This is a genomic window from Streptomyces yokosukanensis (assembly GCF_001514035.1).
GTDB classification, from domain to species: domain Bacteria; phylum Actinomycetota; class Actinomycetes; order Streptomycetales; family Streptomycetaceae; genus Streptomyces; species Streptomyces yokosukanensis.
Genome location: NZ_KQ948213.1, coordinates 240,220 through 258,696, shown reverse-complemented (window position 1 = coordinate 258,696; position 18,477 = coordinate 240,220). Strand labels below are relative to the sequence as shown.

General features: G+C 70.4%; 17 protein-coding genes. 8 read left to right on the top strand and 9 right to left on the bottom strand.

Features of this window, described 5'->3' with window-relative positions; all coding sequences use genetic code 11:
- The first annotated feature begins 261 nt into the window (after positions 1-261).
- Genes AQI95_RS21115 through AQI95_RS21105 form a run of 3 tightly spaced genes read left to right on the top strand, consistent with a single transcriptional unit; the run spans position 262 to position 2,818 of the window.
- Complete coding sequence (locus AQI95_RS21115) at positions 262-1,146, top strand: ABC transporter substrate-binding protein (protein WP_067125684.1); 885 nt, start codon at positions 262-264, stop codon at positions 1,144-1,146.
- Positions 1,143-2,063, top strand: a complete 921-nt coding sequence (locus AQI95_RS21110) for an amino acid ABC transporter permease (RefSeq protein ID WP_067125682.1) — start codon at positions 1,143-1,145, stop codon at positions 2,061-2,063. The genes AQI95_RS21115 and AQI95_RS21110 overlap by 4 nt, the downstream gene beginning before the upstream one ends.
- The gene (locus AQI95_RS21105) at positions 2,060-2,818 is read left to right on the top strand and encodes an amino acid ABC transporter ATP-binding protein (protein WP_067125680.1); all 759 of its coding nucleotides are present in this window, start codon (positions 2,060-2,062) and stop codon (positions 2,816-2,818) included. Before AQI95_RS21110 ends, AQI95_RS21105 begins: the two co-directional genes overlap by 4 nt.
- A 59-nt stretch (positions 2,819-2,877) precedes the next feature.
- Here the strand turns inward: AQI95_RS21105 and aroQ are convergent, their stop codons facing one another.
- A complete protein-coding gene (aroQ, locus tag AQI95_RS21100; protein WP_067125677.1) occupies positions 2,878-3,351 on the bottom strand; it encodes a type II 3-dehydroquinate dehydratase in 474 nt (157 codons plus the stop codon).
- A gap of 210 nt (positions 3,352-3,561) precedes the next feature.
- Between aroQ and AQI95_RS21095 the strand changes: the two genes are divergently transcribed.
- The gene (locus tag AQI95_RS21095; protein ID WP_067125675.1) at positions 3,562-4,833 is read left to right on the top strand and encodes an MFS transporter; all 1,272 of its coding nucleotides are present in this window, start codon (positions 3,562-3,564) and stop codon (positions 4,831-4,833) included.
- Between the two features lie 22 nt (positions 4,834-4,855).
- Here AQI95_RS21095 and AQI95_RS21090 read toward each other — a convergent pair whose 3' ends face one another.
- From AQI95_RS21090 to AQI95_RS21065, 6 genes are all read right to left on the bottom strand, one after another.
- Entirely contained in the window at positions 4,856-5,956 is a 1,101-nt protein-coding gene (locus AQI95_RS21090; RefSeq protein WP_067125673.1) for a calcium:cation antiporter, read from the bottom strand.
- 151 nt (positions 5,957-6,107) lie between these two features.
- Positions 6,108-7,109 (bottom strand): TerC/Alx family metal homeostasis membrane protein, encoded by a 1,002-nt coding sequence (locus tag AQI95_RS21085; RefSeq protein ID WP_067125671.1) that lies wholly within the window; start codon positions 7,107-7,109, stop codon positions 6,108-6,110.
- 219 nt (positions 7,110-7,328) lie between these two features.
- On the bottom strand, positions 7,329-9,380 hold the full coding sequence (locus AQI95_RS21080) for a TerD family protein (protein WP_067125669.1): 2,052 nt from the start codon (positions 9,378-9,380) through the stop codon (positions 7,329-7,331).
- A gap of 57 nt (positions 9,381-9,437) precedes the next feature.
- A complete protein-coding gene (locus AQI95_RS21075) occupies positions 9,438-10,016 on the bottom strand; it encodes a TerD family protein (RefSeq protein WP_067125667.1) in 579 nt (192 codons plus the stop codon).
- A gap of 158 nt (positions 10,017-10,174) precedes the next feature.
- Positions 10,175-12,313: an excinuclease ABC subunit UvrB gene (uvrB, locus tag AQI95_RS21070; protein ID WP_067125665.1), complete on the bottom strand. Its 2,139-nt coding sequence runs from the start codon at positions 12,311-12,313 to the stop codon at positions 10,175-10,177.
- Between the two features lie 40 nt (positions 12,314-12,353).
- Complete coding sequence (locus AQI95_RS21065; RefSeq protein WP_067125663.1) at positions 12,354-13,232, bottom strand: MHYT domain-containing protein; 879 nt, start codon at positions 13,230-13,232, stop codon at positions 12,354-12,356.
- Between the two features lie 280 nt (positions 13,233-13,512).
- Between AQI95_RS21065 and AQI95_RS21060 the strand changes: the two genes are divergently transcribed.
- Together AQI95_RS21060 and AQI95_RS21055 are read left to right on the top strand one after the other, a co-directional pair.
- On the top strand, positions 13,513-14,382 hold the full coding sequence (locus AQI95_RS21060; protein ID WP_067125660.1) for a glycerophosphodiester phosphodiesterase: 870 nt from the start codon (positions 13,513-13,515) through the stop codon (positions 14,380-14,382).
- A 41-nt stretch (positions 14,383-14,423) separates the two neighbouring features.
- Positions 14,424-14,978: a methylated-DNA--[protein]-cysteine S-methyltransferase gene (locus AQI95_RS21055; RefSeq protein WP_067125658.1), complete on the top strand. Its 555-nt coding sequence runs from the start codon at positions 14,424-14,426 to the stop codon at positions 14,976-14,978.
- 106 nt (positions 14,979-15,084) lie between these two features.
- Here the strand turns inward: AQI95_RS21055 and AQI95_RS21050 are convergent, their stop codons facing one another.
- Entirely contained in the window at positions 15,085-15,516 is a 432-nt protein-coding gene (locus tag AQI95_RS21050; protein WP_067126332.1) for a VOC family protein, read from the bottom strand.
- Positions 15,517-15,614: 98 nt separating this feature from the next.
- Between AQI95_RS21050 and AQI95_RS21045 the strand changes: the two genes are divergently transcribed.
- Together AQI95_RS21045 and AQI95_RS21040 are read left to right on the top strand one after the other, a co-directional pair.
- Positions 15,615-16,523, top strand: a complete 909-nt coding sequence (locus AQI95_RS21045; RefSeq protein ID WP_067125656.1) for a pseudouridine-5'-phosphate glycosidase — start codon at positions 15,615-15,617, stop codon at positions 16,521-16,523.
- Positions 16,508-17,443: a carbohydrate kinase family protein gene (locus tag AQI95_RS21040; RefSeq protein WP_067125654.1), complete on the top strand. Its 936-nt coding sequence runs from the start codon at positions 16,508-16,510 to the stop codon at positions 17,441-17,443. The genes AQI95_RS21045 and AQI95_RS21040 overlap by 16 nt, the downstream gene beginning before the upstream one ends.
- A gap of 68 nt (positions 17,444-17,511) precedes the next feature.
- Here AQI95_RS21040 and AQI95_RS21035 read toward each other — a convergent pair whose 3' ends face one another.
- Positions 17,512-18,357: a methyltransferase gene (locus tag AQI95_RS21035; protein WP_067125652.1), complete on the bottom strand. Its 846-nt coding sequence runs from the start codon at positions 18,355-18,357 to the stop codon at positions 17,512-17,514.
- Between the last annotated feature and the right edge of the window lie 120 nt (positions 18,358-18,477).

The window sequence follows — 18,477 nt, the reverse complement described above, 5'->3', positions numbered from 1 at the left end:
TGTGAACCATTCGCACACGCTGGAGGCGCGTGCGCGCTCCCGGCGCACAGCGTCACGCAGTCAACTGGGAGCAGCCCCGCAGAGGATGACGGCTCCTGTGCGGTGGGGCCGCCGGTCTCCTACCCCGCCCTCGACCGGCGGCCCTGGCCAAGGGCCCGCTCCGTGCGCGGTGTTCACACGACCGCAACACCCGCTCCCAATATCCGGACAGTTGTCGTCGTGACCTGGACAATCGTCGGGGTTCACTGCCAATCTCCCGCCATGTACCTTGCCCCTCGCGCCCTGCGCGGTGCGCTGGCCGCCGCCACCGTAGCCCTGCTCGCCACCGCTGTCGGCTGTGCGCCGCAGCCCGAGGAGAAAGCGTCGGCCTCCCCGTCCGGCTCGGCCGCGAAGAGCTGCGCCAAGGGAAAGCTGGCCACCAGGACGCCCGGAAAGCTGACGATCGCGACGGACGAACCGGCGTACGAGCCCTGGTTCAAGGACGACAAACCCGCGAACGGCAAGGGCTTCGAGTCGGCGGTCGCCTACGCCGCGGCCCGGCAACTGGGCTATGACAAGAGCGCGGTCGTATGGCAGAGCGTGCCGTTCAACAAGGCGTTCGCGCCCGGCGTGAAGACCTTCGACTTCGACATCAACCAGGTGTCGATCAGCGCTGAACGCAAGAAGGCCGTCGATTTCTCCTCCGGCTACTACGACGTGCGCCAGGCCGTCATCGCGCTGAAGGGCAGCAAGGCCGCCAAGGCGACGAGCATCGCGGACCTGAAGGACCTCAAGCTGGGCGCCCAGGTGGGCACCACGAGCCTCGACTACATCTCCGACGTGGTGAAGCCGAACCAGGAGGCCGCCGTCTACGCCAAGAACGACCAGGCCAAGTCGACGCTGAAGAACGGTCAGGTCGACGCCATCGTGGTCGACCTGCCGACCGCGTTCTACATCACCTCGGCCGAGGTGACGAACGCGAAGATCGTCGGCCAGTTCGAGAACCAGGGCGGTACGCCCGAGCAGTTCGGGCTGGTTCTGGACAAGGGCAGTGCGCTCACCTCATGTGTGAGCGGCGCCGTGGACGCGCTGCGCAAGGACGGCACGCTGGCGAAGCTCGAGAAGCAGTGGCTCTCCGACGCCGTCGACGCCCCGGTGCTCAAGTGACGCTCGCCAAGGACGAGTCGGCCCGGGAGGGAGCCGACAGCAAGGACGACACGACCGGCGGCGCCGGTGACGGCTACGTGCCCTCCGAACGGCGCCTGGAGCGCGAGCGGTACAAACGCGCGCGTGCCCGCCGTGCCACGGCCGTCGCGGCGCTCTCGACCCTGCTCACGGCCGTCGTGCTCTACCTGGTCGTGGTCAACGCACCGGGCTGGCCGCGCACCAAGGAGACGTTCTTCAGCGCACAGTACGCGCGCGAGGCGCTACCGAAGGTCCTCGAAGGGCTGTGGCTGAACGTCCGCCTGCTCGCGGTCTGCGGCGTCGCCGTCCTGGTTCTCGGCATGCTGATCGCGATCGCGCGCACCCTGCGCGGCCCGGTGTTCTTCCCGCTGCGCGTACTGGCGGCGGCGTACACCGACTTCTTCCGCGGCCTTCCGCTGATCATCAACCTGATGATCGTGGTCCTGGGCGTGCCGGCGCTGCGGCTGCAGGGCGTGACGGTCGATCCGGTGCTCCTGGGCGGTACGGCGCTGACACTGACGTACTCGGCGTACGTGGCCGAGGTCTTCCGGGCCGGCATCGAGTCGATCCACCCTTCGCAGCGCGCCGCGGCCCGCTCACTGGGCCTCACCAATCGACAGGCCCTGCGCTACGTCGTACTGCCCCAGGCGGTACGACGTCAGGTGCCACCGCTGCTCAACGACCTGGTGTCGCTGCAGAAGGACACCGGTCTGGTGTCGATCGGCGGCGCGGTGGACGCCGTGCGGGCGGCCGACATCATCGTGGGCCGCAGTCTGAACTACACGCCGTACATCGTCGCCGGTCTGGTGTTCGTGGCGCTGACCATTCCGATGACTCGCTTCACGGACTGGGTGACGGCCCGGATGGACCGGCAGCGGGCCCAGGGAGGATCGCTATGAGCGACGCGGAAGCGCCCGTTCTGCGCATGGAGTCCGTCCGCAAGACCTTCGGCGGCTCCGTCGTGCTGCGGGACGTCGATCTGGCGGTCGCGCCGCACACGGTGACCGCGCTGATCGGCGCCTCCGGCTCGGGCAAGTCCACGCTGCTGCGCTGTGCCAATCTCCTGGAGGACATCGACGACGGCGCGATCTGGCTGGACGGCGAGGAGATCACCGATCCCCGCGTCGACCAGGACGCGGTACGGCGCCGGATCGGCGTGGTCTTCCAGGCGTACAACCTCTTTCCGCACATGAGCGTGCTGGACAACATCACGCTGGGGCCGCGCCGGGTGCACGGCGCCTCCCGCGCGGAGGCCGAGGAACGGGCCAGGGGACTGCTGGAGCGCCTGGGACTGGGTGACAAGGCGGATGCCTACCCCGACCGGCTCAGCGGCGGTCAGCAGCAGCGTGTGGCGATCGTACGGGCCCTTGCCGTGCGCCCCCGGTTGCTGCTCCTGGACGAGATCACGGCAGCGCTCGACCCCGAACTCGTCGGCGAGGTGCTGGAGGTGGTCCGGGGCCTGAAGGACGACGGCATGACCATGGTGCTGGCGACGCACGAGATGGGCTTCGCGCGGGACGTCGCCGACCAGATCTGCTTTCTGGACGGTGGAGTCGTCCTGGAGCGCGGCACCGCCGAGCAGGTCTTCGGCGACCCGCAGCAGGAGCGCACGCGGCGCTTCCTGCGGCGGATCGTGGAGGCGGGCCGTCTGTAGGCAGGCCGGCTGCAGGCGAGCCGTTTGTCGCCGAACCCGGGCCCGGCCGCGGGTTCCGACTACGCGTCGGCCTGGGCCGCACCCACCAGGGCGGCCACGCGCTCCACGCCGAAGACATACCCCTGCACTCCGCATCCGGCGATCACTCCGTCCGCGCGCAGCGAGACGTAGGAGTGATGCCGGAACGACTCGCGCTGGTGGATGTTGGAGATGTGCACCTCCAGCACGGGCAGTCCGTCACAGGTGTTGAGTGCGTCCAGAATCGCGACCGACGTGTGGGAGTAGGCGCCGGGGTTGATGACGATCCCGCAGTGGTTCAGGCGCGCCTCGTGGATCCAGTCGACCAGCTCGCCCTCGTGGTTGGACTGCCGGAAGTCCACCGTGCCGCCGTGCGCGGCCGCTGCCTTGGCGCACAGCGCCTCGATGTCGGCCAGTGTGTCCCTGCCGTAGATCTCGGGCTGGCGCTGGCCGAGCAGGTTCAGGTTGGGCCCGTTGAGGATCATGATCGGGGCGTTGGCCAGGGTGCGGGGCACGTTTCCTCCGGTCCGTTCGGGGCGGTACGCCGACGACCGCCGTTCGCACCCGGTCTATCACGGTGGCCGGAGCGGCCGGCGAGCCGTGCACGCCGTCGCCTCGGCGCACACTCCGGTCGCTTCGTCACCTCCATGCGCCCCCCGTAACCCGTGATCACCGTGGGTAGTTGACGCATCATGGAAGCTACACGCACCGTAAGCGCACCGTCGATGCTGCGACTCGCCGCCGCCTCCGCGGCGGGGACAGCGATCGAGTTCTACGACTTCTTCGTGTACGGCACGGCGGCCGCCCTGGTCCTGGGGCCGCTGTTCTTCCCGACGTTCTCGCCGCTCGCGGGGACGCTGGCGGCGTTCGCGACGTTCGGGGCGGGGTTCGTGGCCCGGCCGCTGGGCTCGGTGCTGTTCGGGCACCTGGGCGACCGGCGCGGACGGCGGCCGGTGCTGGTTCTCTCGCTGCTGGTCACCGGCGCCTCGACGGTCGCCGTGGGCTGTCTGCCGACGTACGGATCGATCGGTGTGGCCGCGCCCGTGCTGCTGCTCGTCCTGCGCTTCCTGCAGGGGCTCGGCCTCGGCGGGGAGTGGGGCGGCGCGGTGCTGCTGACGGTCGAGCACGCACCGCCCGGCCGACGCGCCCTCTGGTCCAGTTTTCCGCAGGTGGGGCCCGCTTTCGGGTTCGTACTCGCCAACGGGGTGGTGCTCGCGCTGTCGGCGGGACTGTCCGATGCCGCGTTCGCCTCGTGGGGATGGCGGGTGCCGTTCTGGGCGGCTGGAGTCCTGGCGCTGGCCGGGCTGTGGCTGCGCTCGTCGATCGCCGAGAGTCCTCGCTTTCTGGAGATCGACGACCACGCGCGCGTGCCGTTCCTCGAGGTCGTACGGCATCACGGACGGCTGGTGCTGCTGACGGCGGGGGCACTGGCCGCGGGGTACGCGATCTTCTACGCGGTGACGACCTGGTCGCTGGCGTACGCGACGGAGCGGCTCGGGGTGAGCCGGACGGTGATGCTGACCTGTGTCATGGCCGCGGTGGTGGTGGAAGCGGCGCTCACCCCGCTCATGGCACTGCTCGGCGACCGCTACGGGCGCCGGCCGATGTGTCTGACGGGGTGCGCGGCCTGCTGTCTGTGGATGCTCCCGATGGTCGCGCTGCTGGCCACCGGCCAGCCCCTGCTGATGTTCCTCGGCATCCTGGGCGCCCTGGCCGCCTTCATCACCATGTTCGCAGTGATCGCCGCCTACCTGCCGGAGCTGTACGAGGCGCGGGTGCGCTGCACCGGTGCCGCGGTGGGCTACAACCTCGGCGGAGTCCTGGGCGGCGCGCTCACCCCGATCGTGGCCACGGCGCTCGCACAGCACAGCGGGCGGATCCCGTGGAGCGTGGGTGCCTATCTCACCGGCGTCTCGCTGCTCAGCCTCGCGTGCTTCGCCATGCTCCCCGAGACCCAGCCGGTGCCCGTACCGGCTGTGGAGCCGGCCACCGGCTGACCGGTCGGCACCGGAGAAAGCGCTACGGGTTGATCGCCAGTTCCAGGTAGGCCGCGAAGATCACCAGGTGGACTCCGCCCTGCAGGGGGGTGGCCCGTCCCGGCACCACGGTCAGGGAACTGACCACGACGGTCAGCGCGAGCAGCAGCATGTGGGTCGAGCTGAGGCCGAGGACGAGTGGTCCGGAGAGCCAGATGGAGGCGAGGGCGACGGCCGGGATGGTCAGACCGATGCTGGCCATGGCCGAGCCGAGTGCGAGGTTGAGGCTGGTCTGCACCCGGTCGCGGCGTGCGGAGCGCAGCGCGGCGATCGTCTCCGGCAGCAGGACGAGCAGGGCGATGATCACACCGACGACGGCATGGTGCAGGCCGGCCGCCTCCACACCCGACTCGATGGTGGGCGACACGCCCTTGGCCAGGCCGACCACGCCGATCAGGGCCAGGCCGAGCAGGCCGAGGCTGATCCAGGCGGTGCGCGCGGACGGCGGTGCAGCGTGGTCGTCGGCGGTGATGACCTCGCCCTGTCTGGTGATCGGGAGGAAGTAGTCGCGATGGCGGACGGTCTGGGTGGCCACGAACAGGCCGTACAGGATCAGTGAGGACAGCGCGGCGAAGGTCAGCTGTACCGAGGAGAACTCGGGGCCGGGCTTGCTGGTGGTGAAGGTCGGCAGGACCAGGCTGAGCGTGGCGAGCGTCGCCACGGTCGCCAGGGCGGCGCCGGTGCCCTCGGGGTTGAAGACCGCGGTGCCGTGCCGCAGGGAGGCGGCGAGCAGGCAGATGCCGACGATTCCGTTGCAGGTGATCATCACGGCGGCGAAGACCGTGTCCCTTGCAAGGGTGGAAGTCTTGTCACCGCCGTCGGCCATCAAGGTGACGATCAGGGCCACTTCGATGATCGTGACGGCGATGGCGAGCACCAGGGAGCCGAAGGGCTCGCCGACTCGGTGGGCGACGACTTCGGCGTGGTGCACCGCCGCCAGGACGGAGCCGGCGAGTACCAGGGTCACCAGCGCGACGACCGCGCCCGGCAGGTCACGGCCCCAGGTGAAGGCCAGGAGGACGATCGCGAGGACGGGCACGAGGATCGTCCATTGCCGGGTGAGCGACCGGAGCCGAGTGATCATGCCGCGATAGTCGCAGAGACGTACAGGGTTCGCATTCTGTTCTTTTCGGATACCTCGCATCCTTTCCGTGGCGGGGACCGGCACCGGCGGGAGCGGGTGTGCGCTGCGCGCAGTCCCGCTCCCGCCACGGCCGTACCGCTCACAGGTTCGGTCAGGCGTCGACGCTGCCCTTCGAGGCGCCTTCGCCGTCGGTGTGCGCCGCCTCGACGGCGGCCTGCCTTCTGCCGGCCATCAGGCTGGTGATGGTGGTGACGACCAGGACCGCACAGATCACGCCGAGCGAGACCGGGATGCTGATCTCGGGGACGTGGACGCCGGACTCGTGCAGGGCGTGCAGCACCAGCTTGACGCCGATGAAGCCGAGGATGACCGACAGACCGTACGAGAGGTGGACCAGCTTCTTCAGCAGGCCGCCGATGAGGAAGTACAGCTGCCGCAGACCCATGAGGGCGAAGGCGTTGGCGGTGAAGACGATGTACGGGTCCTGGGTCAGGCCGAAGATCGCGGGGATGGAGTCCAGGGCGAAGAGGACGTCCGTGGTGCCGATGGCGAGCATCACGACCAGCATCGGGGTCATGACCCGCTTGCCGTTCTGCTGGATCCACAGCTTGGTGCCGTGGTAGCGATCGGCCACGCCGAACCTGCGCTCCACCGCCTTCAGCAGCTTGTTCTCCTCGTACTCCTCGTCCTCCTCGTCCGCGCGGGCCTCCTGGATGAGCTTCCAGGCGGTCCAGATCAGGAAGGCGCCGAAGAGGTAGAACACCCAGGAGAAGCTGGCGAGGATCGCGGCTCCCGCGGCGATGAAGATGGCTCTCAGGACCAGGGCGATGAGTACGCCGACGAGCAGGACGCGCTGCTGGTACTGGGTGGGCACCGCGAACTTCGCCATGATCAGGACGAAGACGAAGAGGTTGTCGACGCTCAGTGACTTCTCGGTGATGAAGCCGGCGAAGAACTCACCGGCAGGCTGTCCGCCGCCGAAGACGAGGAGACCGAGGCCGAAGAGCCCGGCCAGGACGATCCAGACGACGGTCCAGATACCGGCTTCCTTGATCGACACGTCATGAGGCTTGCGCCCGATGAAGAAGTCGACCGCGATCAGGGCGGCGAGACCCACGATGGTCAGGACCCATAGGGTCACGGAAACGTCCATTGCTCCTCCGGCTTACGTAGCGGCAAACATCAGCGTCGTCGCTGCCGGAGGTCTCTTCCACCCGCGTCGGGCCGACGCCCCGGGACCGGAACCGGTCCGTACTGATGGGTGCGCCGCAGTCAGGGAGTACTCCCCTCCGTACGGAAGACAGTACCTCAATCACCAAGGAAAGGTAAAGAGAAAGGCAGAATGAGGGCTAAAGTCCCTGGTCGGAGACCTTTACCTGTGCTTGGTGATGGCTCGCGCCACCTCAGTGAGGACCTGGTGCACGATCTGGCTTCCCGTCGGCACCAGCGAGGGTTCGTAGGTCCAAGCGTGCCCGACCCAGGGGTCGGCGAAGTGGTCGTCGGGGACGGGCGTGAGTCGCATCAGCGAACGCCACAGCGGATCGAGCAGGGGGCCGTAAGCAGCGGCATCCGCACGGTCCGCCACCAGCAGGAGGTGCACGCCGACGGCGGGCCCCTCGTCGGCCAGATAGCGCAGCCGGGTCACCGCCCGGTCGTCGAAACCGTGCGGGAAGTCGTGGACGATCAGCAGCTGCCTGGCGGTGTCGACATCGGCCGGCAGCGACTCGGGCGCGCCGCCGCGCAACGCCATCTGCACCAGGTCGACCCGCCGGGTGAGCCGTTCCAGCAGCTCCGCCACCCCCGCCGCCTCGGTCGCAGGAGGGCACGCGAGCACGCCGGCCCGCAGGAGCGGGCCAAACGCCGCGGTCCCGGCGCCGGCCGGGTCGATGACCTGCAGGGCGAAGTCCCCCGCCGGATGTACGGCCAGCAGCCGTGCCGCGAGCGCCACCGCCGCCTCCAGGGCCAGCTGCCGCAGTTCGGCGGAGTCCAGGAAGCCGTCGGCCGCCGCCGCGCCGCTGTCGAGCCACAAGCCGCGCTCGAGCGGAAGCCTGACCAGCAGGGGGATGCTCAGCACCGCGCTCTCCGGCAGATGGAGATCACCGAGGCGCAGGGCCATCGGTGGCTCGGCGGGCACGTGGTAGCCGTGCCAGACGGGGTTGTCCCAACGGGCGTAGGCAGGCGGAAGCGCGGGCTCGACCACCTCGGACTCGGCGCTGAGCTGGGCGAGGTCTCGGTCGAGGACCGCGCGCGCCTGGTCCACCAGCTGCGCCCGGCGGGCGTGGGCCGCCTCGCGCGCGGTGTCGCCCGCGGTGCCGAGCCGGCCGCGGGGGTCGGTGAGAGCCTGGTCGAGATCCTTTTCCAGGCGGGAGTCGGCGAAGTCGACGGCGCTGCGGTACGCGGCCGTCGTGCGGGCCAGGTCCTCGAACATGCCCCAGACCTGGTTGTACAGCCGCTCCTCCATCGACCAGCCCACGGCGTCGCCGGCGACGGGCGGCGCGGGCCGGTCGTCGGCGGCCGGGCCCGCCGGGGGCGGTGTGCCGTGCGGGCGGCGGCCGGGGTGCGTGTAGTCGACCCGGGCGCCGGGGTCTCGCGGGGCGGTGCTGGACGCGTCGGCGTCGTACGGGTTCCGTCCGCCCCGCGAGGGTGCCGGCTGCGGCTGCTCAGGGGAGTCCGCGAGGGGCCGCCTCGACGGCCCGGAGGCAGTGGTGTCCCGCGACTCGGGCAGGTGAGGGTCGTGCGGCAGGGACGGCGGGGTGTCGCGCGCTGTGGCGGCGGACAGGTCGGGCGGCACGGTCGCGGAGGTGTCGTACGGTGCGGGAGCCCGCGAGTCGTCCTGTGACCTCGCAGAGGGCGGTGTCGGCAGTGCGCGGGAGGAATCCTGGGCCGATGCCTCATGGACGGCGGAGGCGAGGTCGGCGCTCTCGCGCAGTCCCCGGTCGGCGAGGAGCGCGGTGAGCCCGGCCGCGTAGCCCTGACCCGTCGCACGCACCTTCCAGGCGCCCTGTCTGCGGTACAGCTCCAGGGCGAACACGGCCGTCTCGCTGTCCAGGCCGGTGAGGGTGTAGCAGGCGAGTTCGGTGCCGTCGAGGCCCTCGATCGTGGCGTGCGGGGCGGCGACGGCACCGAACCGGAATGGTCCCCCGGCTTCTGTGGGCAGGGCGAGGAAGACGTCGACGCGGTGCACGGCCTCGGGCAGGGCGCCCAGGTCGACCGCCAGCCGGTGTCGGGTGGCGGCCTGCCGGGGCACCTCGACGCCGGGCAGGGCGGGGGCGCCGGGATGAGCCACCCACTGGGGGCCGTGCACCAAGCCGTTCTCGTCGCCGAGCATGGCTCCGGTCAGGACCGGCGCCGCGGCCGAGATCCGGATCACCAGCCGGTTCTGGGACAGCGGGTGGTTCTGCCCCCGCACCAGCTCGGCCGTCATCGCCGTCGCCCCCCCTGTGTCGCTGTGTCGTGCGCGCTGCCGGTCGAGCCGGCGGTCCTACAGGTGCGGCAGGATCGCCGGCATCAGGTCCTGGAAGGTGCGGCCGTTGGCCGCGGTGCCCAGGGCGGTCATCGACCAGCTCGAGCCCGCGCGGTGCACCTTCGCCATGATCTGGGCGGTGTAGTCACCGCCGCCGTCCAGCGTGTAGCGGGCGAGTTCCTGGCCGTTAGTCTCGTCCACGAGGCGGCAGAACGCGTTCTGCACCTCCTGGAAGGTCTGGCCCGTGAAGGAGTTCACGGTGAAGACGATCTGGTCGATGTGGACCGGAACGCGCTGCAGGTCCACCAGGATCGCCTCGTCGTCACCGCCCTGGCCGACGCCCCCGACGAGGTTGTCGCCGGTGTGGCGGACGGAGCCGTCGTCGCTCACCAGGTGGCGGAAGAAGACGACGTCGACCGGCTGCTTCTCGGCGAAGAGGACCGCCGAGGCGTCCAGGTCGATCTCCCGGGTGCGGGAGCCGAACAGGCCGCGCCGCTTCGCCGCCTGCCAGCCGAGCCCCATGCGGACCGCGGTCAGGGTGGCCCCGTCCTTCTTCTCCAGGCTGATGGCCTGACCCTTGCTCAAGTTGACGGACACCGCTGATTTCCCCTCTCGATGATCCCCTGTTGCCGCGCAGCGCGCGGTTGTCCAAAACCCTACGCAGGCGCACCGACAGTGCCGAACCCCGGCTCGCGCTTTGTGTCGGGGTTGCAACACTTGGCGCGTATACCGAGGTCCGGCGGGGTGGCGTCGCCTCAGGCGAGTCCGGCTTCCCGCATCTGACGCAGTTCCTTCTTCATCTCCGAGACCTCGTCGCGCAGCCGGGCCGCGATCTCGAACTGCAGCTCCGCAGCGGCGGCACGCATGCGTTCGGTCATCTCCTCGATCTGCTCGGCGAGTTCGGCCGCCGGACGGTCCGTGGGCACCGCCTTGCCCTTGGCGGCCTTGCCGGCCTTCGCGCCCTTGGCCGCCTTGCCGCCCAGCGACGGGACGGGCGCCTTGGCGCCCTTGCCGTCCTTGGACTTGCGGTAGCCGGAGCCGAGGAGCTGTTCGGTGTCGACGTCCTCGCGGGCGATCTGCGCGACGATGTCGTTGATCTTCTTGCGCAGCGGCTGCGGGTCGATGCCGTTGGCCTTGTTGTAGGCAATCTGCTTCTCCCGGCGGCGGTTGGTCTCCTCGATGGCCCTCTCCATCGCCGGGGTGATCTTGTCGGCGTACATATGGACCTGGCCGGAGACATTGCGCGCCGCGCGGCCGATGGTCTGGATCAGCGAGGTGCCCGAGCGCAGGAAGCCTTCCTTGTCGGCATCCAGGATCGCCACCAGGGACACCTCGGGCAGGTCGAGACCCTCACGCAGGAGGTTGATGCCGACCAGGACGTCGTACTCACCTGCGCGCAGCTCGCGCAGCAGCTCGACACGGCGCAGGGTGTCGACGTCGCTGTGCAGATAGCGCACCTGGATGCCCAGTTCCAGGAAGTAGTCGGTGAGGTCCTCGGCCATCTTCTTGGTGAGCGTGGTGACGAGGATGCGCTCGTCCTTCTCGGTGCGCTTGCGGATCTCGTGCACCAGGTCGTCGATCTGGCCCTCGGTGGACTTGACGACGACCTCCGGGTCGACAAGTCCGGTCGGGCGGATGATCTGCTCGACGACGCCGTCGGAGCGCGACATCTCATAGGTGCCCGGCGTGGCCGAGAGGTAGACGGTCTGGTCGATGCGCTCCTGGAACTCCTCCCACTTCAAGGGGCGGTTGTCGAGCGCGGAGGGCAGTCGGAAGCCGTGGTCGACGAGGGTGCGCTTGCGGGAGGCGTCGCCCTCGTACATGGCGCCGATCTGCGGGACGGTGACGTGCGACTCGTCGATGACGAGCAGGAAGTCGTCCGGGAAGTAGTCCAGCAGGGTGTTGGGCGGAGAGCCGGGCAGGCGGCCGTCGAAGTGCATCGAGTAGTTCTCCACGCCGGAGCAGGTGCCGATCTGGCGGAGCATCTCGATGTCGTAGGTGGTGCGCATCCGCAGGCGCTGGGCCTCCAGGAGTTTGCCCTGCTTCTCCAGCTCGGCGAGGCGCTCTCCCAGCTCCTTCTCGATGTCGTTGACGGCCCGCTCCATGCGTTCGGGGCCGGCGACATAGTGGGAGGCGGGGAAGACGTACAGCTGCTGGTCGTCGCTGATGATCTCGCCGGTGAGCGGGTGCAGTGTGGACAGCGCCTCGATCTCGTCGCCGAACATCTCGATGCGGACGGCCAGCTCCTCGTAGACCGGGAAGATCTCGATGGTGTCGCCGCGGACCCGGAAGGTGCCGCGGCTGAAGGCCATGTCGTTGCGGGTGTACTGGATGTCGACGAAGCGGCGCAGCAGTTCGTCCCGGTCGATCTCGTCGCCGATGCGGAGGGGGACCATCCGGTCCACGTACTCCTGTGGAGTGCCGAGGCCGTAGATGCAGGACACCGAGGCGACCACGACGACGTCACGGCGAGTGAGCAGCGAGTTCGTCGCCGAGTGGCGCAACCGCTCGACCTCCTCGTTGATCGAGGAGTCCTTTTCGATGTAGGTGTCCGACTGGGGGACGTAGGCCTCGGGCTGGTAGTAGTCGTAGTACGAGACGAAGTACTCGACCGCGTTGTTCGGCAACAGCTCGCGGAACTCGTTGGCCAGCTGGGCGGCCAGGGTCTTGTTCGGCGCCATCACGAGTGTGGGGCGCTGGAGCTTCTCGATCATCCACGCCGTGGTGGCGGACTTGCCGGTGCCGGTCGCGCCCAGCAGGACGACGTCCTTCTCACCGGCCTCGATGCGCTTGGCCAGGTCGGCGATGGCCGCCGGCTGGTCACCGCTGGGCTGGTAGGGGCTGACGACCTCGAAGGGCGCCACCGTGCGTTCGATGTGGGAAACGGGCCGCATGGCATCCACCGTACGACCCCCCACTGACAACGGGTCCGGATCAGCGGTTCTGCGGGGTCCGGGAGGCGTGGTGCTCGGCCGTGCCGACCGGCAGGCGCCCGTCGTGGAGGGCGGGACGGCGGTCCGGGTGGGCGGTGACGGAGGCGGCCGGGACACCCGGTTTCTCCTCGACGGGCATCCGGACGGGACGGCCCATGACCATGAGCGGATCGAAGATCACGACGACGCCCGCGAGGAGCAGGAAGGCGAGCGGGCCGATCAGCATGGGCGCGAGCACGGACGGCTCCGGCACTCCTCCGGCGGCGTGGGACGGGCCGTCGAGGTGGACGCCCAGGGCTGCCATGCCCATGTAGTGCATTCCGCTGACCGCGAGCCCCATGACGAGGCTCGCCCCCACGCTCCACATGAATCCCCGCACGCGTCCGGCGGCCCACAGGGCGGCGGTGGCGGCCACGACCGCTATGACGACGGAGGCGGCGACGGTGAGCGTGTTGTAGGTGAAGTGCCCGTGGAAGCGGACGCCGGCCATGCCGAGGTAGTGCATCGACGCGACGCCCAGACCGGTGATCGTGCCGCCGGTGTACAGAGCGGTGCCGGTCGCGCCCCGGTAGCCGACGATGAAGATCCCGACACCGACCATGACGATGGCGAGGCCGAGGCTCGCGTAGGTGATCGGTTTGTCGTAGTGGATCGGCGCCTCATCGATGGCGAAGCCCATCATGGCGACGAAGTGCATCGTCCATATGCCGGAGCCGATCGCGGCCGAGCCGAGAGCCAGCCAGGCGGGGCGCCAGGAGTGGGTGACCAGCAGGGACCGGGTGGTGCAGCGCAGGCCGAGGGCGCCACCGAGGCAGGCCATCAGATAGGCCACCAATGGGGTGACGGCCCCGTAACTGAATCCGTCGACCGTGCCTTGCATCCGCGGCTGCCCTTCCGCCCTCTTGCGTCCCGGAATCCCCGACTTGTTCCCCCGGCCCAGGACCGCGCGGGCGGTCAGGGTTGTCGCAGAGAGTATGGCCCCCACCGGAATGGTCGAACGATTTTCCGGCAAAGAAACACGGCCTTGCCCCAGTTGTGCGGCACTGGTGAGCAGGCCTGGACATCTCGATTGAGTGTGTGGCCATCGTGCGCCCGGGTGTCGTTGACCCTCTGCTGTCACTCTGGTTGCTGTCCGTATTCGCTCGACGCGAGGAGTCTGCATGCACGCGCGCGTAGTGGCCGCCACGGCCGCCGCGGTCCTGGGTACGGCGGCCCTGCTGAGCCCCGCCTCCGACGCCCGGGCCGGGGACGTCGGCGCGACCACGGTGATCGCCCACCGGGGTGCCTCCGCCTACGCTCCCGAGAACACGCTGGCCTCGATCGACAAGGCCGCGCAGCTGGGCTTCTCCTGGGTCGAGAACGACGTCCAGCGCACCAAGGACGGCGAGCTGGTCGTCATCCACGACGACAGCCTGCAGCGCACGACCAACGTCGAGCAGGTGTTCCCCGGCCGGGCGCCGTGGAAGGTGAAGGACTTCACCGCGGCCGAGATCGCGCGGCTGGACGCGGGCAGCTGGTACTCCCCCGCGTACGCGGGCACGCGCGTGCCGACGCTGAAGGAGTACATGTGCCAGGTCGAGCACAATCACGAGAAGCTGCTCCTGGAGATCAAGAACCCGGAGCTGTACCCGGGCATCGAGCAGCAGACCCTGAAGCTGCTCGGCAACCAGAGCTGGCTCGACCAGAAGCATCTGGGGCGGCTGATCGTGCAGAGCTTCAGCGCCGACAGCATCCGGACCGTGCACAAGCTGAGGCCCGCGGTCACCACCGCCTACCTCGGGGCACCCGGCGTGGCACAACTGCGTGATTACGCGCGCTTCGCCGATCTGATCAACCCGTCGTACGGATCGCTCTCCCCGGCCTACGTCTCGGCCGTCCACTCCTTCGACGGACCGCACGGAAAGCCGCTCGAGGTGTTCGCCTGGACGGTGAACGACGCGCCCACCGCCCGCAAGGTGGCCGGTTACGGCGTCGACGGGCTCATCACCAACAAGCCCGACGTGGTGCGGGCCGCACTGGGTTCGGACTGATCGCGGCGGGCGTTGTCAGTGGCGGGTCGTACCGTGGGCGCATGGACAGCCATGGGCAGGATGAGCAACGGGTCGTGTGGGCCGTCGTGGGCACGGACATCGGGCCGCTGATGCTGGCGGCGACCCGGGACGGACTGGTCAACGTCGTCTTCCACGCCACGGACGCGGTGCGCGACCGCACCCTTGAGCGGCTGGCGGAGCGGCTCGGCGGCGCTCCCCTGGAGGATCCGGACTCGCCGCTGCTGACCGAGGCGATACGGCAGCTGCGGGCGTATCTCGCGGGCGAACGGCACGACTTCGACCTGCCCCTGGACTGGTCGCTGATCTCCGGCTTCAACCGGCAGGTGCTGCGCGAGCTGGCGGCCGGTGTGCCGTACGGCACGGTGGTGGGGTACGGCGACCTCGCCGGGCGGGTCGGGCAGCCCGGCGGGGCGCAGGCGGTCGGCGCGGCCATGGGTGCCAATCCGCTGCCGGTGGTCGTGCCGTGTCATCGGGTGGTGGAGAGCGACGGCGGCATCGGCGGCTTCGGGGGCGGGCTGGAGACCAAGCGCAAGCTGCTCGCTCTCGAGGGTGTGCTGCCCGAGCCGCTGTTCTGACCGGGCCCTGCCGCTCGTCCCCGGCCGGTCCGGCCGCTTCCCTCCGACCGGGCCCGGCTCCCTCTCGCAGTGCCGGGCCCGGCTCCCTGTCGTGGCGCCGGTCCGGCTAGTCGGTGTAGTGCCGAGCTTCGAGGACGTTGCCGTCGGGGTCGTGGAAGTAGAAGCTGCGCGGGGCGTTGCCACGGGCACCGAAGGAGTCGTGGCCGATGTCGCTCATGGGCACGCCGCGCTCCTCCAGCCGGGTGCGCAGGGCGTCGAAGGCGTCGGCGGACAGGGACAGGCAGAGATGGTTGACCGGATGGCCGGCCCGGTCGGCCGCGCCGGTCAGCATGGTCATGCGTTCCGCGAAGGCGAGCGGGGCGAGGTCCAGGAGGGTCTCCTCGTTGACGCGCACGGACGGGAAGGCCGCCTTTCCCTCGGCGAACTCGGTGACCCTGACAGGCTCCAGGCCGACGGCCTCCTGGTAGAAGCCGGCCGCGGCGACCGGATCGGCCACCCACAGGACGACGTGGTCAAGACGGATGCTGTTGTTCGTCATGCGGCCCAGGCTGGTGGCGTCCCCCACACGCGGCAAGCGTTTATCGGCCGCCGGTGCCCGCCAGAGATGAGGGAAAGCCGACGGACAGGAGGCGGTGCGTGGTGCTGATGGTGTCGGAAGAGGTCCGGGAAGCGAGCGACGCGCGGCGGCCGGTGGTGGCCCTGGAGTCCACGATCATCGCGCATGGCCTGCCCCGCCCGCGCAACCTGCAAGTGGCGCTGGAGCTGGAGGACGCCGTGCGGCGGGAGGGCGCCGTACCCGCGACCGTCGCCGTGCTCGACGGCCACCCCCGTGTCGGCCTGGACAAGGAGCAACTGGAGCGGGTCGCGAACGAGGACGGCATCCGCAAGCTGGGCCACCGCGATCTGCCGCTCGCCGTGGCGGCCGGCGTGAGCGGGGCGACCACGGTGTCGGCGACGGCACAACTGGCCGCGCTCGCGGGCATCCGGGTGTTCGCCACCGGCGGTCTGGGCGGTGTGCACCGGGAGTGGACGGTGACCCAGGACGAGTCGGCCGACCTGGGCCTGCTGGCACGCACTCGGATCACCGTGGTCTGCGCGGGTGTGAAGTCGATCCTGGACGTGCCGGCGACCCTGCAACGGCTGGAGACCCTCGGCGTGGCCGTCGCCGGGTACGGCACGGACCGGTTCCCAGGCTTCTATCTGTCGGACTCGGGGCATCCGGTCGACTGGAGGCTGGACACCCCCGCTCAGGTCGCGGATGTGATGCGGGCCCAGGACGCGCTCGACGCGCCGGGGGCGGCGCTGATCGTCGCCAACCCCGTCCCCGAGGCGGAGCAGCTCGATCCCGAGCTGCACGCACGCGTGCTCGCCGACGCGTTGCGCGCCTGCGCGGAGCAGGGCGTCACCGGGCAGTCGGTGACCCCGTTCCTGCTGGACTACCTGGTCCGGCACACCGACGGCGCCTCCCTGAGCGCCAATCTGGCGGCCGTGCGCGGCAACGTACGGCTGGCGGCGCGGATCGCCACGGCGTGGACCAGGGGGTGACCGCGCAGCGGAGCGGGGCCCTGCTGGTCGTCGGTGACGTGGTCACGGATGTGGTCGCCCGGCACCGGGGTCCGCTCGCGGCCGGCACCGACACGGCCGCCGGAATCCGGACGGTGCCGGGCGGCGCGGGCGCGAACGTGGCCTGCTGGGCCGCGCACACGGGCTGTGCGGACGTACGGCTGCTCGGACGGGTGGGCGCGGACGCGGCCGCATGGCACGAGCGGGAGCTGGTCGCGGCCGGGGTGCGGCCCCGGCTGGTGGTCGATCCGACGGCCGCGACCGGGACGGTGATCTGCCTCGTCGACACGGGTGCGGCAGCGGAGCGCACGTTCCTCACGGACAGCGGCGCGTCGTTGCGGCTCGAACCGGCCGACTGGTCGGACGCGTTGCTCGACGGTGTGGCCCGGCTGCATCTGTCGGGCTACCTGCTGTTCACGGAGGCGAGCCGGAAGCTGGCCGGGACGGCGCTCGCGGCGGCACGCGCGCGTGGTGTGCCGGTCAGTCTGGATCCGGCGTCGGCCGGCTTTCTGGTGCGGCTGGGCGTGGATCGGTTCCTGGCGTTCGCGGAGCGGCTGGATGTGCTGCTGCCCAGCCGGGACGAGGCGTGTCTGCTGACCGGGCTGCCGGATCCGGTGGACGCGGCGGCCAAGCTGAGCCGTCTCGTGCCGCTGGTCGTGGCCAAGGCGGGCGCGGACGGTGCGCTGGTGGTCCGCTCCGGCAGCGCGCCGGTCCGGGTCCCCGCGGCTCCGGCGGCCCCCAGGGACACCACGGGCGCCGGTGACGCCTTCACCGGGGCGTTCCTCGCCGCCCTGATCGCGGGCGCGGACCCGCAGGAGGCGGCCGCGCAGGGCTGCCGGGCAGGCGCGCAGGCAGTGGAGCGGGTGGGTGGCCGACCGCCGCGCATGGGGGACACCGGCTAGCCCGCCGCCGACGCGTCGGGACGCGGGCCGCTGCGCCATGCCTGCCCGGGCAGCGTGGACGTCAAGGCTCAGCGCCTTGATCCGCACGGCCTGGGCGCCCGCCCCGTGGTGGGCGCCTGGGCTTTCCGTCCCCACACCGAGATCATCGGCGCGGTGGCCAGGTCCATGCCGCCGGTCTCGACGTTGGCCAGGTGCCGGTCGATGTCCTCGTCGGTGGCGATCCCTGCGGTGACGAGTCGGTCCCGGATCTGACGGATCGTCGCGGCTTCCAAGGCGGTGCAGGCGGGTGAGGCCACCGGGAAGAAGGCGTCCGCCTCCACACCGCCCAGTCCGGCCTCGCGCAGCAGACGCGGGAGTTTGCGGCCGTAGGACAGATCGGCGCCGCGTTCGGCGAGCAGCTTGCGAAAGCCCTGGCGCAGCCGGTTGGCCAGCTGCTGCTCGGGCCCGTACTCGTCGGGGCAGAGCAGGGGCTGAAGGGCCGGGTCGGCGTCCTCGACCAGCAGCCGTCCGCCGGGCCGCAGGGCCTGGATCATGGACCGCAACGCCCTGTCCCGGTCCGGGACATGGACGAGGACGAGTCGGGCGTGGACCAGGTCGAAGCCCTCGCCCGGCGGTTCCTCGGCACCCACGTCGTGGACGCGGACCTCCACCGGAGGCCGGGCGGCGGCAGCCGAGACCAGCGAGGTGTCGATGTCGGTCGCGACGACCCTGCCGGTGGGGCCCACCTTCTCGGCGAGCCAGGACACCACGGAGGTGCCGCCGGCCCCGACTTCCCAGCACCGCATGCCGGGCCCGATGCCGAGTGCCTCGATGTGCCGGAACGTCGTGGGATCGAAGAGGGTGGCGAAGGCGTCGAAGCGCCGTCCCGCCTCGTTCTGCTGGTTGTCCAGGAGGTAGCCGTCGGATCGCGTCATGCCACGATCATCCCAGTCGCCCGGCTTGTCGGGATCGGCGAACGTTCCGTCGAGGGGTGGGAGCCGATCCGCGCACTGGTCGGAGCCCGTCCGTCCACAGACGGGAACCAAGCGGAACAT

Coding starts and splice junctions, on each gene's coding strand:
- AQI95_RS21055 (WP_067125658.1), top strand. CDS start 14,424: ATGGACAGCCATGGGCAGGATGAGCAACGGGTCGTGTGGGCCGTCGTG.
- AQI95_RS21115 (WP_067125684.1), top strand. CDS start 262: ATGTACCTTGCCCCTCGCGCCCTGCGCGGTGCGCTGGCCGCCGCCACC.
- AQI95_RS21090 (WP_067125673.1), bottom strand. CDS start 5,956: ATGATCACTCGGCTCCGGTCGCTCACCCGGCAATGGACGATCCTCGTG.
- AQI95_RS21050 (WP_067126332.1), bottom strand. CDS start 15,516: ATGACGAACAACAGCATCCGTCTTGACCACGTCGTCCTGTGGGTGGCC.
- AQI95_RS21085 (WP_067125671.1), bottom strand. CDS start 7,109: ATGGACGTTTCCGTGACCCTATGGGTCCTGACCATCGTGGGTCTCGCC.
- AQI95_RS21105 (WP_067125680.1), top strand. CDS start 2,060: ATGAGCGACGCGGAAGCGCCCGTTCTGCGCATGGAGTCCGTCCGCAAG.
- AQI95_RS21035 (WP_067125652.1), bottom strand. CDS start 18,357: ATGACGCGATCCGACGGCTACCTCCTGGACAACCAGCAGAACGAGGCG.
- AQI95_RS21060 (WP_067125660.1), top strand. CDS start 13,513: ATGCACGCGCGCGTAGTGGCCGCCACGGCCGCCGCGGTCCTGGGTACG.
- uvrB (WP_067125665.1), bottom strand. CDS start 12,313: ATGCGGCCCGTTTCCCACATCGAACGCACGGTGGCGCCCTTCGAGGTC.
- AQI95_RS21095 (WP_067125675.1), top strand. CDS start 3,562: ATGCTGCGACTCGCCGCCGCCTCCGCGGCGGGGACAGCGATCGAGTTC.
- AQI95_RS21080 (WP_067125669.1), bottom strand. CDS start 9,380: ATGACGGCCGAGCTGGTGCGGGGGCAGAACCACCCGCTGTCCCAGAAC.
- AQI95_RS21065 (WP_067125663.1), bottom strand. CDS start 13,232: ATGCAAGGCACGGTCGACGGATTCAGTTACGGGGCCGTCACCCCATTG.